The following is a 15340-nucleotide window of genomic DNA, read 5'->3' on the forward strand; positions in this document are numbered from 1 at the left end:
GCGGAACCAACCGCACGGCCAGTGAAAACGACTTGAAAAGGAATTGAGACCTATATGTCCGCGAACGCAAGCATGGAAGATTTTGAAGCACTCTTGAATGAAAGCTTCGAACTGGTGACGCCCGATGAAGGTAGCGTCGTCAAAGGCACTGTTCTGGCAATCGAAGCCGGTCAGGCCATTATCGACATTGGCTACAAGATGGAAGGCCGCGTCGAACTCAAGGAATTCGCAAAACCCGGCCATGCCCCCGAAATCGAAGTCGGAGACGAAGTCGAGGTTTACCTTGAACGTGTCGAAAACGCCCGCGGCGAGGCCGTAATCAGCCGCGAGAAAGCTCGCCGCGAAGAGGCGTGGGATCGCCTGGAGAAAGCCGCCGACAAGGAAGAGCGTGTGAATGGTGCGATCTTCGGCCGCGTCAAGGGTGGCTTCACTGTTGATTTGGGCGGTGCCGTGGCTTTCCTGCCTGGCTCTCAGGTCGATGTCCGGCCCGTGCGCGATGCCACGGCCCTGATGCACATCGAACAGCCGTTCCAGATCCTCAAGATGGACCGACGCCGCGGCAACATCGTTGTTTCCCGCCGCGCGATCCTCGAAGAGAGCCGTGCAGAACAGCGTGCGGAAATCGTCGGTAAGCTGGCAGAAGGGGATGTGGTTGACGGCGTAGTCAAGAACATCACCGAATACGGTGCCTTTGTGGACCTCGGCGGCGTCGACGGCCTGCTTCACGTGACCGATATGGCGTGGCGCCGTGTGAACCACCCGTCCGAGATCCTCTCCATCGGCGAGACGGTCAAGGTTCAGGTTGTCAAAATCAACAAAGAAACCCAGCGCATCAGCCTCGGCATGAAGCAGCTCCTGGAAGATCCGTGGGCCGTCGTCGAGCAACGCTACCCGCTCGAATCCGTGCACACGGGCCGCGTGACCAACATCACCGACTACGGCGCGTTCGTCGAGTTGGAGCCGGGTGTCGAGGGCCTCGTCCACGTTTCCGAGATGAGCTGGACCAAGAAGAACGTGCATCCAGGCAAGATCGTGTCCACCTCTCAGGAAGTGGAAGTGATGGTGCTGGAGATCGACACGGTCAAGCGCCGCGTTTCGCTTGGACTCAAGCAGACACAGGGCAACCCGTGGGAGAACTTCGAGACAGCGTTCCCGGTGGGCACTGAAGTCGAGGGCGAGGTCAAGAACATCACCGAGTTTGGTTTGTTTGTTGGCCTCGAAGGCGACATCGATGGCATGGTTCACCTTTCGGATATCGATTGGAACCGTTCCGGTGAAGACGCCATTCAGGATTTCCAGAAAGGCGATATCGTGAAGGCCGTCGTAACCGATGTGGATACCGACAAGGAACGAATCTCGCTGTCCATAAAGGCGCTCGAAGGTGACCCGTTCGCAGAAGCGACAGCCGGGGTTAAACGCGGTGCCGTTGTAACGGTCGAGGTGACCTCCATCGAAGATGGCGGTATCGAGGTTGAGTACGATGGAATGAAGTCCTTCATTCGTCGCTCCGACCTTTCCCGCGATCGTTCAGAGCAGCGGCCCGAGCGCTTCTCGGTCGGTGACAAGATCGATGCGCGCGTGACGAACATCGATAAGTCCACACGCCGGCTCGGCCTCTCCATCAAGGCACGTGAGATCGCAGAAGAGAAGGAAGCCGTCGAACAGTACGGTTCGTCCGACTCCGGTGCATCGCTCGGAGACATCCTCGGCGCCGCGCTCAAAGGTAAGGGCGACGACGACTGATGAACGCCATAGAGCGTGACTTCTACGAGGAGCGGCGCCGAAAATGGCGCCGCTCCTCCTTTTTGTGGGGCTTCGGCATTGCCATAGTCCTATCACTCATCGTCGGCGCAGCACTACGGCTGGAAACGGGCCAACCCACCGGTCCACACATAGCCCACGTGGCGATCCGGGATGTAATCTATACGGACATCGACCGAGAGGAAATGCTGGCTGACCTGCGGGACAGCGACGACGCCCGTGCCCTGATTTTGGAAATCGATTCCCCCGGTGGCACCACAGTTGGTGCCGAAATTCTCTATGAACTCTTGCGCGAAATTGCCGAGGACCGCCCCGTGGTGGCAGTCATGGGCGACGTTGCGGCGTCAGGCGGCTACATCACTGCAATTGCTGCTGATCACATCATCGCCCGCGGCAACACCATCACAGGCTCTATCGGCGTCATCATGGAGTACCCCGACGTCACAGAATTGCTTGACCGGGTCGGCGTTCAGTTCCGCACGGTTCGCTCCTCGCCACTTAAAGCCGAACCTGCACCCTACCGGGAAACCAGCCCGGAGGCGCGGGCTGTACAGGAAGCGATAATTGCCGACAGCTATGCGTGGTTCCGTGATCTCGTGGCCAGCCGCCGCAGATTGCAGGGAGACGGTTTGGCGGCAGTTGTGGATGGACGCATATTGACCGGTCGAATGGCGCTTCAGGATGGTCTTGTCGACGCCCTTGGTGGTCCCGATGACGCGCTGACTTGGCTCGAATCACAAGACGAGGCACTCAAAAACCTTCCCGTCCTCAGTTGGGAACTGCCGGACGAAGATACGGGCCCCCTAGGTATTTTCGGTCGAATTTCCGGCATCGGAGATAGTTTGCAGCGTATTTCCAACCAAAGCAGGCCGCGACTCCTTTCAATATTGAATTAAAGGATGCAATTGGGCGCAGAGCGCTGTTATAGGTTGAAGCTGCGGAGCAAAGCATAGCCCGTAGCCGCAGTAAGGGGTTTGAAACGATGATCAAATCTGAACTGATACAGAAAATTGCGGATGAGAATCCGCATCTCTATCAGCGCGATGTGGAGCGGATCGTCGGCACGATCTTCGATCAGATCATCGAAGCGATGGCCGATGGTCACAGGGTAGAGCTGCGTGGCTTCGGCGCCTTTTCGGTAAAGAAGCGTGAAAGCCGTACGGGCCGCAATCCACGTACGGGTGAAGCGGTGGAAGTAGCGGAAAAGCACGTGCCATTCTTCAAGACGGGAAAGCTGCTGCGTGACCGGCTGAACGAAGAATAACGAGGAATCGCAATGCTGCGCATAATCAAGTTGGTTTTCCTAGCGGCACTGATGCTTGGCATCGTGGTGCTGGCCTTGGCAAATCGCGGCTCTGTTCAGGTTAATTTGCTGCCCCCTGGCCTGAGCGACATCTACCAGCGTTCGGTCGAAGTCCCACTCTACTTGGTCAGCCTGCTTTCGATTCTGACTGGTCTCCTGATTGGATACATTCTGGAGTGGCTGCGTGAGCACAAGCACCGACGCTTGGCAGCGCAAAAGAAACGCGAGGCTGCGCAACTGAAAACGGAAGTGACAACGCTACGCAAAAAACATCTGTCCGAAGAAGACGAAGTGCTGGCGTTGCTCGACAAATCCGCGTGAGAGGCTCTGGGCATTTGCGGGCCAAGATCTGCGGCATCACTGACAAACCGGCACTTGCTGCCGCAATCAAGGGCGACGCCGCCTACATAGGCTTCGTCTTTTTCGGAAAATCCCCTCGGAACATCGATACTACTGCTGCCGCGGTCCTTTCAACCGAAGTACCTGCCGGTATCTGCAAGGTTGCTCTGACGGTAGACATAGGTGATGCCGCGCTCGATAGCATTCTCTCGAGCGTTGGTATCGACATGCTTCAGTTGCACGGCTCGGAAACTCCTGCACGAGTATCGCAAATTAAAACCCGCACAGGATTGCCGGTAATGAAGGCTATCGGTCTGTCGGGCGAATTCGATCTGAGGGCGATATCCGACTACGCAAGTGTCGCGGATCAACTCCTGATCGATGCCAAGGCCCCAACAGGTGCTACAATTCCAGGCGGCAATGGCATCGCCTTCGACTGGCGCCTGATCGCCGGGCGCCGGTGGCCAGTACCATGGATGCTGGCGGGCGGCCTGACATCGAAAAACGTTGCCGAAGCCGCCCGGCTAACCGGGGCGCGCCAAGTTGACGTTTCTTCCGGTGTTGAGTGCGCACCTGGTGTCAAGAGCCCTGAGCGCATCACCGAGTTTCTAGCCGCCTGTCGGAACGAAGTGCCGGCACTCTGACTCGGCACCGACGCAAGTGTCCTCACTTGCGGTCAAATCTACCGCAAAGACGTACGTTTGGTCGGTCTGCCTGTAAGCCAACAAGTTATTTTTGCTAAGATGAGGCCCGGGTTCTCGACGTGCCCGCGGGTGCAAGATAGAAAGGGGCGTTCCTGCAGGGAGGCGAGCATGGCGTCTGAGATGTTGAATTCCTATACAACCGGGCCCGATGAACGCGGACGATTCGGCAATTTCGGCGGACGCTTCGTTTCCGAAACGCTGATGCCGCTGATCCTCGATCTTGAAGCTCGCTACGAGCATGCCAAAACCGACCCAGAATTCTGGGCAGAGATGAACAACCTATGGACGCATTATGTCGGTCGCCCGTCGCCACTTTACTTTGCGGAGCGGCTAACTGAGCATTTTGGTGGCGCGAAGATCTACCTCAAGCGCGACGAGTTGAACCACACGGGCGCTCACAAAATTAACAACGTTCTAGGCCAAATCCTGCTTGCGCGGCGGATGGGCAAGACTCGCATCATCGCCGAGACCGGCGCCGGTCAGCACGGAGTGGCGACAGCGACCGTGTGCGCGCGCTTCGGCCTGAAATGCGTCGTCTTCATGGGCAAAACCGATGTCGAGCGCCAGAAACCGAACGTCTTCCGGATGAAATTGCTAGGCGCGGAAGTCGTTCCTGTCACGTCCGGTCGTGGCACACTGAAGGATGCGATGAACGAGGCGTTGCGCGATTGGGTTACCAATGTCGCCGATACTTTCTATTGCATCGGAACCGTTGCAGGCCCTCATCCCTATCCGGCAATGGTACGCGACTTCCAGAGCATCATAGGCAAGGAAACCAAAGATCAGATGCAGAGAGCCGAAGGTCGCCTGCCCGACAGTCTGGTTGCGTGTATAGGCGGCGGCTCGAATGCGATGGGCCTCTTCCATCCCTTTCTTGATGATCCATCGGTCCGGATCATCGGAGTGGAGGCTGGTGGCCACGGTGTCGACGAGCGGATGGAGCATGCCGCCAGTCTCACGGGTGGCAGACCGGGTGTGTTGCACGGTAACCGAACTTACCTTCTCCAAGATCAGGATGGACAGATTATAGAGGGGCACTCAATTTCAGCCGGCTTGGATTACCCAGGCATCGGGCCGGAGCATTCCTGGCTTAACGATATCGGACGTGTCGAGTATGTTTCGGTAACCGACCGTGAGGCACTGGACGCCTTCCAACTTTGCTGTGAGATGGAGGGAATCATCCCTGCACTGGAGCCTTCGCACGCTCTGGCGCATGTCAGTAAGATAGCAGGGGATCTGCCGAACGACCATCTAATGGTCATGAACATGTGCGGCCGTGGTGACAAGGACATCTTTACCGTGGCCGAGGCACTAGGCACCGAGATCTGAACTGATTGCCTGCGATTCCGCTGGACCTTTGCCCGTCTTTTCGGCAGAAAAGGCGCTTCACGGTGGGCAGCGGGCCCGGGCCGGTAAGAGGATCGACGGATCATGGCGGATTTTCAGGTGGGCGACATTGTTGTACTGACAGCAGGTTCCATGCGCATGGCAGTGGAAAAGATCGAAGGCGACAAAGTTTCCACGGTTTGGTGCAACGAGGGTGTAATCGGACGAGACAGCTTCTCTCCGGTTCTCCTCAAAAAATGGGAACAGCGCGAGGATGATCGTGGTGGGCGCGGCAAACCTTACGGAGGTAGTCGCGACGGTGGTGGCAAGCCTTATGCGGACAAGGGCGATCGTGGTGGAGACCGGGTTAAGCCGCAGGGCAAGCCGGGATGGGATGGAAAGCCGCGCGAAAAGAAGTTTTTTCGCAAGGACTGACAGAGAGACCACGGGGGGCGTTAGCGCCCCGCGTGACGGATGATCGCGTCCGCAGCAGTCCGCACGGCTTCCTCTGCTGGCCGAAACGAAATTCCGAGAATTTCTTCGGCAGCATTGGTGTTGAAGTCATCGCGTCGACCCAGACTTGCTACGATCGAACGCGCAGCAGGGCTGAACGTTGCCAAGAGCCGGACAGCGAAGTCTGGTGCACTTCGCGTGACTATACGTCTCTCCGGATAGGCTACTTTCAAAATGCGTGCCATCTCTCGAAACCAAATGAAACGTTGCGCCAATAGAAATCTGTTTCCGGCACTCTCCGGCCGCTCCAGTGCCGCAAGATGCGCGGCAGCGACATCACGGACATCAACGACAGCGAAGCCGAAGCGAGGCAGGGCTGGATCCTTTGAGGCCAAGATCCGTTCGACGATCCGAAGAGATGTACCGTATTGCCCGTCCAGCGCTGGGCCAAGAACCAGAGCTGGATTCATTGTCGTCAGCGCGATATCCGGCGCCTCATCCCGCACGAAATCCCATGCGGCCCTTTCTGCCAGTGTCTTCGACACGGCGTAGGGTGTGATCCGTGGATTTCCGACATCACTCCAATCGCTTTCCGAATAGCTGAGCCGTCCCTCAGACAGTTCGCAATACATCATTGCCACACAAGACGACGTGACGACAACTCGCCTAACGCCTTCAGCTTGCGCAAAACGCAAGACGCGGCGTGTTCCATCTACTGCCGGTTTGATCAGCTTCTCGGGCTTGTTGGGTCGGCTCATAGGAAACGGGGAGGCGGTATGCAGAACCGCATCGATTTCCTGCATCGACTCAGCCCAGCCTTCGTCGGAAAGCAAATCCGCAGTGAAAAAGGTCAGCGCATCTTCATCGTGAGATCCAATCGCGGCTCGCACTTCGCCGGCTCGGCTCAGATCACGTAGACTGCCTCGCACTTCATAACCCGCTGACAGCAATTGTCGAACAATATGCTTGGCTATGAAGCCGGACGCGCCGGTAACAAGAACTCGTGCCATCTACTACGTGCTGAACTTACGTAAAAGCTGCTCGAGTTTTGATACTGGTTCCGCGTCGCCATGCTGGGTCTCTTTGCTGCAAACCGGCATCTCGGTTTTCGGAAGAGGCTTTTGGGACGAACGAGCAGGTGCAGTTCTCAATGCCACCGCATTCATGAACCGGCCCTCGTCACCACCGGCTAAAAACTCTGCACCATCGGAGATGCCGCGCAGCAAATCGTTCAACCATTCCTCGTCGGCTTTCGCAAAATCGCCCAGAACATAATTGGAAACAAGTCGCTTGTCTCCCGGATGGCCAATGCCGAGACGAACCCTGCAGTAATCCTGGCCGATATGGGAATGGAGCGAACGGATACCGTTATGTCCGGCAGTACCTCCCCCGTGCTTCACTCGACATTTGCCTGGTGCAAGGTCCAGTTCGTCATAGAAGACAACAACATCGCCCGGCGTCAGTTTGAAAAATCGCATGGCCTCTCCGGCAGATTGTCCGGAGTTATTCATGAAGGTGGCGGGTTTTAGAAGCATCACCTTGCTGGAACCGAAACGACCTTCTGCCAATTCGCCCTGAAACTTAGTCCTCCAGGGGCCGAAGCCGTGGTCTCCCGCAATTCGATCAACTGCCATGAACCCAATGTTATGACGGTTGTGCGCGTACTTCGTACCCGGGTTTCCTAGGCCGACAAATAACTTCATGCGCGATACTCCATCGTCCCAAAGAAAAGCGCGCCGCCCGCTGGGGCGACGCGCCTTGATTAACACGGGTTAGCCGGTTGCTCTACTCCTCGGTAGCTTCTGCTTCCTCTTCAGCGGCCTCGGCTTCGTCTTCAGCGGCGCGAAGGCCGCTTGGCGCTGTAATGTTGGCAATCACGAAATCTCTGTCCGTAATCATCGGGCGCGTACCGGACGGAAGATTTATGGACGAAATGGTGACAGTATCGCCAACATCAAGTCCGGTCAGATCCACAGAAAGGCTCTGCGGGATGTCGGCCGCGGTCACCTTCAGTTCCACTTCAGGACGCACGACCGTAAGCACGCCGCCTTTCTTCAGACCAGGGCTTGCTTCCTCGTTCTCGAATACAACGGGGATATACAGGTTGATCCGACTGCGCGGACTCAGACGCAGAAAATCTACGTGCGTAGGCAGGTCCTTAACGATGTCGCGCTGCACACTGCGGCAGATTACCTGCTGCTTGTTGCCTTCAACATCCAGCGTCAGCAGGGTGGACAGAAACTTGCCAGCCTTCAATTGCTTCAGCAATTCGTTGAATTTGACGTCGATCGGCTGCGGATCTTCGTTGCCGCCATAGATAACACCGGGGACGAGCCCCTCTCTCCGGCTTGCACGTGCGGCCCCTTTACCCGTCCCCGCGCGTACCGTGGCATTGAGCACTTGTGCTTCGGCCATAGGTATCTCCAATATGTTAGGGCGGCGATCCTCCAAGGGTGTAAGCGCCGCGATGAAGGTGGTCCTATAGGGGATTCCCCGTTACTTGAAAAGGGGTATTCCAAACTGCTTTGATTAAGCGAACATGCATACGTTGTGTAGATATCCGGTGATAGTAATCGTTACCGCACTTGCGACATTTTCAGCCGAAGACGCCATGGCACTGTCATGTCTGGCAAACGGTTTTGCTGCAGCGTTCAATGTCGCCGCAAGGGATAAGTCAGAGCACGTCATAGCGTTGGGGCGAATGACCGCGATCGAGCCCCTACCGGACCTCAAAAGCGAAACCGTCGCCTCCGTTGGTTCAACATCCGAACTTAGTTTAGCTTATCAGTTAGCGGGGACTACGTAGGCCAAGGCGGCCTCAGCGTGGCACGTGTGCGAGAGTTGACAGTCACCGTCACCTGCCTTTCGACGTGGTGTGTCAGCTTTCCGCAGTCTGACGAAACGTTGCTCATGATCCTCTCTTTGTCGGAGGACGCGATACCTGTCCTGCCCTCCACACCCTGCCCCGGCAATTGGATCGCGAGGCCGACCGACAGGGAGATCGAAGCCGTTCAGAGGTGCCTGTCACAGGCGACATGCGGTGAAGCGGAGCAAGCGACCTTTGATCGCAGTCGAAAGTGAAGATCGTTACTGCGGTTTCGCAACCTTTGTGTTCAATTTTCGCTGATTGCGATAATTCACGTGCTAAAAACCGGCTTTCATTTGAAATCGCGCGGCATCGAACGGTAATGAGTGAACCAGTCGCGCTAGGCATGGCGCCCTGAGAGAGAGAGCATAGTCATTTTCGGATTGGCGCCCGCACAGCATGACGACACGGAAATCGTCATTCACACCTCCCTGCGCGGGATCGCCGCCCTCTGTGTGGTCGTCTACCACGTCGGACTTGGATTCCCGTTTCTCGATATACCTTTTCGCACCGGATTTGCAGGCCACAGCTATCTCTTCGTGGACCTCTTCTTCCTCCTTAGCGGATACATCATCTGCATTAAATACCGTAGCTGGTTCTCTGGTGGTATTTCAGTGTCGGGATACGTCCGCTTCATGGCACTGCGCTTCGCACGTATTTACCCAAATTTTCTTCTCTGGGTGTTCATCCCCTTCGCCGTTGTCGGACTGGCTCAGGGCCTGTGGATCGGCGGGCTGCCTCCGCTTGCTGACCTCTTGATGTCGGTTGCGCTGCACATACTGATGATGCAATCCGTTCTCGATGCCCCCGTCGTTTGGAACACACCACTATGGTCGATTCCCGTGGAAATGGTCAGCTATGCTTTGTTTCCGCTGTTGACCTTTGTATTCTTTCAAAGTCGCACCTTCGCGCTGATCTGTGCCTGCATTGCGTTCGGGATCGTGATCCATCTTGGCTGGGGGCAATCAATCGATGTTATTACCGGACCGGTGGCCATCGTGCGCGGACTGGCCGGTTTCACCATCGGTGGAGTACTCGCCCTGTTCAGCTCCACTACCCATCGTCTGCCGGACGCCGTACTTTCTGTGCTGCAGGCAAGTGCCTTACTTGTCAGCATCACAGCCGTGCATTCCGGCTACGAGGTGACATCGATTGCAGGCTTCATATGTCTTGTCTGGTTGACTCAAGAAAACCGCGGAGTTCTTTATCTCTTGCTTGGGCGCCAGGCGTTCCACACAGCCGGCATCTATTCGTTTTCCGTCTATCTCGCGCATACGACACTTATTTTTGTCATCAACCTGTTTTACTACAAGCTGGTTCGAGCAACTGAGATGACAGAAACGGACTATTGGGCGACATCGGCGCTGGCGTTGGTTTCGAGTTTGATCGTAGGTCGATTTTGTTATCACCACTTCGAACTTCCGACACAGAAGGCGATGCGGGCCAGAATGGTGCCGAGGCGTGAAACGGCCAAAAATTGAACTTGGTGGACCGGCACTATAACGTGGCCTCTGGTCAGAGAAGTTGAAGGAGAACGGCTTTGGGCAATCCCATCGCCTTCGGAATGATCGCCATCTGGCCGTTGGTTGCCATATGGCTTTTGCGACGATTGCCTCTGGAGCGGGCAATTGTCTGGTGCATCCTGCTGCCTTTCCTCCTTCTGCCGCCGATCACGGCATTCGACCTGCCACTGCTGCCACCGCTGCACAAGGACTCCGTTCCCGCCTTGGCTCTACTCGCAGGCCTGACTCTTGTGCTAGGCAAAAAGTTGAAGTTTTTGCCTGAGTCGCGTTTGATGGCAGTCCTTTTGGCGCTCTACGTCCTGTCACCTCTCGGCACTATTCTGACGAACCCGGAACCGCTGATCTATGGTCCGGTGTTCATCCCTGGTCTCCGCATCTACGATTTCGTTGCGCAATGTTTCCTGCAGTTCATTTACATCGTGCCGTTCCTTGTTGCCCGGCAATTCTTGCGGACGGAGACTGGGCAACGGGAATTGCTGGTTGCTCTTGCCGTATCAGGTTTAGCGTACTCGTTGCCCGCTTTGATCGAGGTTCGCATGAGCCCGCAGATGAACGTCTGGGTCTACGGCTTCTTCCAACACAATTTCCTGATGACGGTTCGCTATGACGGTTTTCGGCCACTCGTATTCGTCACCAACAGCATCATTCTCGCCTTTTATTTTATGACGACCGCGATTGCTGCTTTCACCTTGTGGAAGACCCGAGCCGGACAAGCTCCGTCCCGATGGCTTCTTGCGTTTCTCTACCTCGCAGCAGTTCTAGTATTGTGCAAAACACTCAGCGCACTGCTCTACGCTGTGCTTCTCGTACCGATGATCTTCCTACTCGGGCGTGGCTTGCAGTTCCGCGTCGCGGCAGCAATGGCAATCGTGGCCCTGCTCTACCCAACTTTGCGAGGTGCCGGCTTGGTGCCTACTGACGAAATACTGAGTTTCATATCCAATTATGATGCGGAAAGGGCAGGATCGCTGCTCTATCGCTTTACGCACGAAGGATGGCTTCTGGATCGAACTCAGGAAAAAGCATTGTTCGGCTGGGGAAGTTGGGGACGCAACCAGATTTACAATCCGATAGACGGCACACAGATTACGGTACCCGACGGACGGTGGATCATCGTCATGGGAACACTCGGCTGGCTGGGCTTCATTGCCGAATTCGGTGCGCTCGCACTGCCGATTTTCCTGCTCCTTTTCCGAACCCGCGGACTCGGTAAGAACGATATCTCCCCTTATGCTGCACCGATTGCATTGCTAATGGGCGCAAATATGATTGAACTTATACCCAACGCCTCGATCACACCGCTCACATGGCTGACAGCCGGTGCTCTCGTTGGGTACGCCGAAGCCTTGCGTGACGCGAAGATAAAAGGGGTTTCGCTTCGCCACGATATCGAGGCTGCGGGCGAAGCACCGCCACCGATGCCTAAGCGACGACGGACAGTTCTGTAGTCTTACCGGAATAGAATGATCGGGACCTTGCAACTCCGGACCATTTCCGAAGTGGTGGAGCCGATAAAAAGGTTCCGGATGCGGGAATGGCCGTAAGCCCCCATCACGAGCAAATCGAATCCACCTTTTCCGACAGCATCGGCAATTACCGTGGCGGGTTCACCTGGAACAACCTCTATCGTCGGTGTGTGTCCAGCCGCGGCCAACAAAGCCTGCGCCTTTTCCAGTCCGGCCTGCGCGCTCGCTTGGTTAGTGCTTGCCGTTATCAGGTGCAGTTTCAGCCCGGCGAATGTCGGGCTCCGGGAAATGTGGTCGATTGCCTTCAGTGCGTGCGGTCCGCCGTCAAACGCGACCAGTACCTTTTCGATCGGTCTGAATGCCCTGTTGGCGACAAAAACCGGCGTCTTCGCCGAGCGCGCGATCCGCTCCATGTTGGAGCCAAGATGCAGCTTGGCAAAGTCGGCGCTTTCGCCCCGCTTTCCGATGATTAGCAGGTCCGCTTCCGTATCCTCGATGGTATCGACGATATCGCCCAGCCGAAGTCGAGTGGTGACATTCGCTACACCTTGTGCTTCCAGCGCAAGTTTGGCTTCTTCCAGCAGCAGCCGCCCGTGCGTTTGCGCCAGTTTCGCCCGCTCTCCATCCAGTTTGGCCAATTCTTCCAGCAACTGCGTGCGGGCACCAAGCGTGATAGCGCCGGACAAATCCATCGGCCGATCACCACTTTCACGCCGACCAAGCACGTGAAGGACCTCGACGGTGTTCTCTGATTTCGTGGCAATCCAGGCGGTGTGATCCAGCACCGATTTTGAATAGGCCGAAGCGTCTATGAGAGCGGCGAGTCTGGACATGTCTTACTCCGGTTTTCGCTATAGCCTGTCAGTGGCCGAGGATTTTGTCCATCGCACCCGGTTCATCGTAGATGGCGAGCTTGTCTACTATGGTTTCAGACGCTTCGTTGAGGCCGATGATCTCCACCTCTGCGCCCTCACGACGGAACTTCAGCACGATCATGTCGAGTGCGGCGACGGAGGAGATATCCCAGATGTGGGCGCGGGATACGTCGATGGTGACTCTCTCCAGCGCTTCGCGAAAATCGAAGCTGCGGGTAAAGTCCTCCGACGAAGCAAAGAACACCTGGCCTTCGACGGTGTAAGTACGATGATTGCCATCCGCCGACAGCGTCGAAGTTACGCGGAAAATCTGCGCGATCTTCCAGGCAAAGAAAATTCCAGAAAGAAGCACACCAATCAGCACACCAATGGCTAGATTGTGTGTGGCAACAACAGTGATCACCGTTGCAAGCATGACCACCGAGGAAGAGGTGGGGTGCGTACGAAGTGCCTTTATCGACGACCACGAAAATGTTCCGATCGACACCATGATCATGATCGCCACCAGTGCCGCCATCGGGATCCGCGCCACCAGCCCGCCCAGCCCGACGATTAGTATCAGAAGGAACACGCCAGCTGCAAAGCAAGAGAGCCGCCCGCGTCCGCCGGATTTGACGTTGATCATCGACTGACCAATCATCGCGCAACCGGCCATACCGCCGATAAAGCCGGTGCAAAAATTTGCGATACCCTGTCCGATGCATTCCTGATTACGATCCGACGGCGTGTCTGTCAGATCCTCAACGATGCTGGCAGTCATAAGGCTTTCCAAAAGACCGACAGCGGCGACGGCGGCCGAATATGGCAAGATGATCTGCAATGTCTCAAGGCTTAGCGGAATGTCCGGAATCAGAAACACCGGCAGGGTGGAGGGCAACTCGCCCATATCGCCGACGGTGCGAACATCAAGACCCAGGATGAGGACAATCGCGGTAATGACTATGATGCAGATCAGTGGCGACGGAATTGCCGTCGTTATGTATGGAAAGAGATAGATGATCGCCAGACCGGCGGCGACTAGTAAGTAGGTTAGCCACGGCACGCCAATAAGTTCGGGAAGTTGTGCCATGAAGATGAGAATCGCGAGGGCATTCACGAAGCCGATGATGACAGAGCGAGAGACAAAGCGCATAAGGTATCCAAGCCGCAGGAGCCCGGCGGCCACCTGTAGCACCCCTGCCAGTACCGTCGCTGCCAGCAGATACTGCAGCCCATGATCCTTCACCAGTGTCACCATAAGTACCGCAGTTGCTGCCGTCGCAGCCGAGATCATCCCCGGCCGGCCGCCTGCGATGGCAGTGATCACCGCGATGGAGAAGGAGGCGTACAGCCCGATCTTCGGATCGACGCCGGCGATGATGGAGAAGGCAATGGCCTCGGGGATGAGCGCGAGAGCGACAACAAGGCCGGAGAGGAGATCGCCCCGGATGTTTCCGAGCCACTGCTCCTTGTAATTGGCGAAAGCAAACATGGGGGCTCTCTTTCGGTTCGGCGAGCAAAGAGCGGCAGGAAGGGGCGCCTGCCAGCGAAAGGTGCTGACTAGCGGGATTCATGCTGCAGCGCAATCAAATATGGCGCGAGGGTCAGCGAGGTGAGACATACTCCACCGCGAAGCCGAGGGCGGTGCGCTCGCCGGTGACGGTGATCCTATCGCCCGGCTCGATCCGCGCCCAGAGACTGGATGGAAGCCGGCAGACCTGCCCTGTGCCGATTTCCGGCACTTCGATGCGAATGCTCCGGTCGCACCCAGTGCGGCGGTATTCCTGTCCTTTTCTCACCACACGCGTTTCCAGAGTCTCGGTGGGACCCTCGGTTGCCATGGCGTGAAGAGCGCCTGTTCCGATGAGAAATCCGGTTTTCAAAGAGAGGACGACAATGGACATCACGAACGCCGCACCAAGTGCGCCCTTGGCGACCTTGCTCAGCGGGGTTCTGTTGTTCGGGTCGGCCAGGCCGAGGATCCAGAAGAGGCCTCCGAAGGGAAGCGCGATGAGGATGGCATTACTGGACAGGAGCGCGTTCACGTCGGCTCGTGGAATGAAACTGGTGTAAGCCACGCCAAAGAGGGCAATGAAACAGGCCCCGAGGACAATGCCAAAGGCAGAATCCAGCACGAGCCGATGCATAGGCGAAAGCGCCTCTCTCCTACTCTGCAGGCTCTGCGGGCGCTGCGCCTCCCTGTGGCTATCGTTCGTGGCCGCCCCTCCGGCCAGGCTGATATGCTTTCTGCCGAAACCCGGAGCGCAGAATGCGAGGAAGAAGGCGAACCAGCCAAAGCCCAGACTGTAGGTGACTGCTGGGTTCCGGGCGATTTCCGCACTCGCAAATGCAACGACGTACATGAAAACGATTATGCTCGCGATGGCGGAGATCGTGCCGAGCAAAACAAGTTGCAGCAGCCAGACGAGGCCATTCCGGGGGTAGCCGATGAGCCGCCGTCGTGTCACCGGCAGCAGGATGCAAAGACCGAAGATCGCCGTGGCGATTGCCACGTTCATCTCGTTGATAAGGCCTTCCGGCTGGATGCGCCGCGCGCCCCTGAGCGGCGCCACGAGCCCGCTCCCGGCTGCGCCGAGAAGCGAGATTGGCAGGAAGCAGAAGAGCCCGAAGATGAGGGCGATGAGATGGGAAAGAAACTTCATGGAAAGGCTACCGTCAGTGAGATCACTGGCACGCTTGCACGTGTGCACAAGCCTGTCAAAGCGAGCGCCGCGTAACTCTTCG

The 15340-nt window shown here is 56.8% G+C and carries 15 protein-coding genes; 9 read left to right on the plus strand and 6 right to left on the minus strand.

The window, feature by feature from the left end; all coding sequences use genetic code 11:
• The first annotated feature begins 54 nt into the window (after window positions 1-54).
• The 7 genes from rpsA (at window position 55) to GO499_RS13835 (ending at window position 5868) form a co-directional block, all read left to right on the plus strand.
• Window positions 55-1743: a 30S ribosomal protein S1 gene (gene rpsA / locus GO499_RS13805; RefSeq protein ID WP_161862717.1), complete on the plus strand. Its 1689-nt coding sequence runs from the start codon at window positions 55-57 to the stop codon at window positions 1741-1743.
• Window positions 1743-2657 carry a signal peptide peptidase SppA gene (gene sppA, locus GO499_RS13810; RefSeq protein WP_161862718.1) on the plus strand — a complete coding sequence of 305 codons (915 nt, stop codon included), beginning with the start codon at window positions 1743-1745 and terminating at the stop codon, window positions 2655-2657. The genes rpsA and sppA overlap by 1 nt, the downstream gene beginning before the upstream one ends.
• 86 nt (window positions 2658-2743) lie before the next feature.
• Window positions 2744-3025 carry an integration host factor subunit beta gene (gene ihfB / locus GO499_RS13815; RefSeq protein WP_161862719.1) on the plus strand — a complete coding sequence of 94 codons (282 nt, stop codon included), beginning with the start codon at window positions 2744-2746 and terminating at the stop codon, window positions 3023-3025.
• Window positions 3026-3037: 12 nt separating this feature from the next.
• Window positions 3038-3385, plus strand: coding sequence for a lipopolysaccharide assembly protein LapA domain-containing protein (locus GO499_RS13820; RefSeq protein ID WP_161862720.1), 348 nt, complete (start codon window positions 3038-3040; stop codon window positions 3383-3385).
• Between the two features lie 14 nt (window positions 3386-3399).
• The gene (locus GO499_RS13825; protein WP_284154749.1) at window positions 3400-4047 is read left to right on the plus strand and encodes a phosphoribosylanthranilate isomerase; all 648 of its coding nucleotides are present in this window, start codon (window positions 3400-3402) and stop codon (window positions 4045-4047) included.
• 168 nt (window positions 4048-4215) lie between these two features.
• On the plus strand, window positions 4216-5436 hold the full coding sequence (gene trpB / locus GO499_RS13830; protein WP_161862722.1) for a tryptophan synthase subunit beta: 1221 nt from the start codon (window positions 4216-4218) through the stop codon (window positions 5434-5436).
• 102 nt (window positions 5437-5538) lie between these two features.
• Window positions 5539-5868, plus strand: a complete 330-nt coding sequence (locus GO499_RS13835) for a hypothetical protein (RefSeq protein ID WP_161862723.1) — start codon at window positions 5539-5541, stop codon at window positions 5866-5868.
• A 20-nt stretch (window positions 5869-5888) separates the two neighbouring features.
• Here the strand turns inward: GO499_RS13835 and GO499_RS13840 are convergent, their stop codons facing one another.
• The 3 genes from GO499_RS13840 to GO499_RS13850 all read right to left on the minus strand — a co-directional run bounded on the left by GO499_RS13840 (window position 5889) and on the right by GO499_RS13850 (window position 8301).
• Window positions 5889-6896 carry an SDR family oxidoreductase gene (locus GO499_RS13840; protein WP_161862724.1) on the minus strand — a complete coding sequence of 336 codons (1008 nt, stop codon included), beginning with the start codon at window positions 6894-6896 and terminating at the stop codon, window positions 5889-5891.
• Window positions 6897-6899: 3 nt separating this feature from the next.
• On the minus strand, window positions 6900-7589 hold the full coding sequence (gene pth, locus GO499_RS13845; protein WP_161862725.1) for an aminoacyl-tRNA hydrolase: 690 nt from the start codon (window positions 7587-7589) through the stop codon (window positions 6900-6902).
• 82 nt (window positions 7590-7671) lie between these two features.
• The gene (locus tag GO499_RS13850; RefSeq protein WP_161862726.1) at window positions 7672-8301 is read right to left on the minus strand and encodes a 50S ribosomal protein L25/general stress protein Ctc; all 630 of its coding nucleotides are present in this window, start codon (window positions 8299-8301) and stop codon (window positions 7672-7674) included.
• A gap of 834 nt (window positions 8302-9135) precedes the next feature.
• Here GO499_RS13850 and GO499_RS13855 point away from each other — a divergent pair.
• Complete coding sequence (locus GO499_RS13855; protein WP_161862727.1) at window positions 9136-10233, plus strand: acyltransferase family protein; 1098 nt, start codon at window positions 9136-9138, stop codon at window positions 10231-10233.
• A 59-nt stretch (window positions 10234-10292) separates the two neighbouring features.
• Window positions 10293-11723: a hypothetical protein gene (locus GO499_RS13860; protein ID WP_161862728.1), complete on the plus strand. Its 1431-nt coding sequence runs from the start codon at window positions 10293-10295 to the stop codon at window positions 11721-11723.
• 2 nt (window positions 11724-11725) lie between these two features.
• Here GO499_RS13860 and GO499_RS13865 read toward each other — a convergent pair whose 3' ends face one another.
• The 3 genes from GO499_RS13865 to GO499_RS13875 form a co-directional block, all read right to left on the minus strand.
• Window positions 11726-12574: a universal stress protein gene (locus tag GO499_RS13865; protein ID WP_161862729.1), complete on the minus strand. Its 849-nt coding sequence runs from the start codon at window positions 12572-12574 to the stop codon at window positions 11726-11728.
• Window positions 12575-12602: 28 nt separating this feature from the next.
• Window positions 12603-14087: a SulP family inorganic anion transporter gene (locus GO499_RS13870; RefSeq protein ID WP_161862730.1), complete on the minus strand. Its 1485-nt coding sequence runs from the start codon at window positions 14085-14087 to the stop codon at window positions 12603-12605.
• A gap of 112 nt (window positions 14088-14199) precedes the next feature.
• Complete coding sequence (locus tag GO499_RS13875) at window positions 14200-15258, minus strand: hypothetical protein (protein ID WP_161862731.1); 1059 nt, start codon at window positions 15256-15258, stop codon at window positions 14200-14202.
• Window positions 15259-15340: the final 82 nt, after the last annotated feature.

Origin of the sequence: Algicella marina, assembly GCF_009931615.1 — a bacterium.
GTDB lineage: Bacteria > Pseudomonadota > Alphaproteobacteria > Rhodobacterales > Rhodobacteraceae > Algicella > Algicella marina.

What these genes read in the sequence shown, in the direction of transcription:
- ihfB (WP_161862719.1), top strand. Translation starts at nt 2,744, where the DNA reads ATGATCAAATCTGAACTGATACAGAAAATTGCGGATGAGAATCCGCAT.
- sppA (WP_161862718.1), top strand. Translation starts at nt 1,743, where the DNA reads ATGAACGCCATAGAGCGTGACTTCTACGAGGAGCGGCGCCGAAAATGG.
- trpB (WP_161862722.1), top strand. Translation starts at nt 4,216, where the DNA reads ATGGCGTCTGAGATGTTGAATTCCTATACAACCGGGCCCGATGAACGC.
- GO499_RS13865 (WP_161862729.1), bottom strand. Translation starts at nt 12,574, where the DNA reads ATGTCCAGACTCGCCGCTCTCATAGACGCTTCGGCCTATTCAAAATCG.
- rpsA (WP_161862717.1), top strand. Translation starts at nt 55, where the DNA reads ATGTCCGCGAACGCAAGCATGGAAGATTTTGAAGCACTCTTGAATGAA.
- GO499_RS13835 (WP_161862723.1), top strand. Translation starts at nt 5,539, where the DNA reads ATGGCGGATTTTCAGGTGGGCGACATTGTTGTACTGACAGCAGGTTCC.
- GO499_RS13840 (WP_161862724.1), bottom strand. Translation starts at nt 6,896, where the DNA reads ATGGCACGAGTTCTTGTTACCGGCGCGTCCGGCTTCATAGCCAAGCAT.
- GO499_RS13875 (WP_161862731.1), bottom strand. Translation starts at nt 15,258, where the DNA reads ATGAAGTTTCTTTCCCATCTCATCGCCCTCATCTTCGGGCTCTTCTGC.
- GO499_RS13850 (WP_161862726.1), bottom strand. Translation starts at nt 8,301, where the DNA reads ATGGCCGAAGCACAAGTGCTCAATGCCACGGTACGCGCGGGGACGGGT.
- GO499_RS13820 (WP_161862720.1), top strand. Translation starts at nt 3,038, where the DNA reads ATGCTGCGCATAATCAAGTTGGTTTTCCTAGCGGCACTGATGCTTGGC.
- pth (WP_161862725.1), bottom strand. Translation starts at nt 7,589, where the DNA reads ATGAAGTTATTTGTCGGCCTAGGAAACCCGGGTACGAAGTACGCGCAC.
- GO499_RS13870 (WP_161862730.1), bottom strand. Translation starts at nt 14,087, where the DNA reads ATGTTTGCTTTCGCCAATTACAAGGAGCAGTGGCTCGGAAACATCCGG.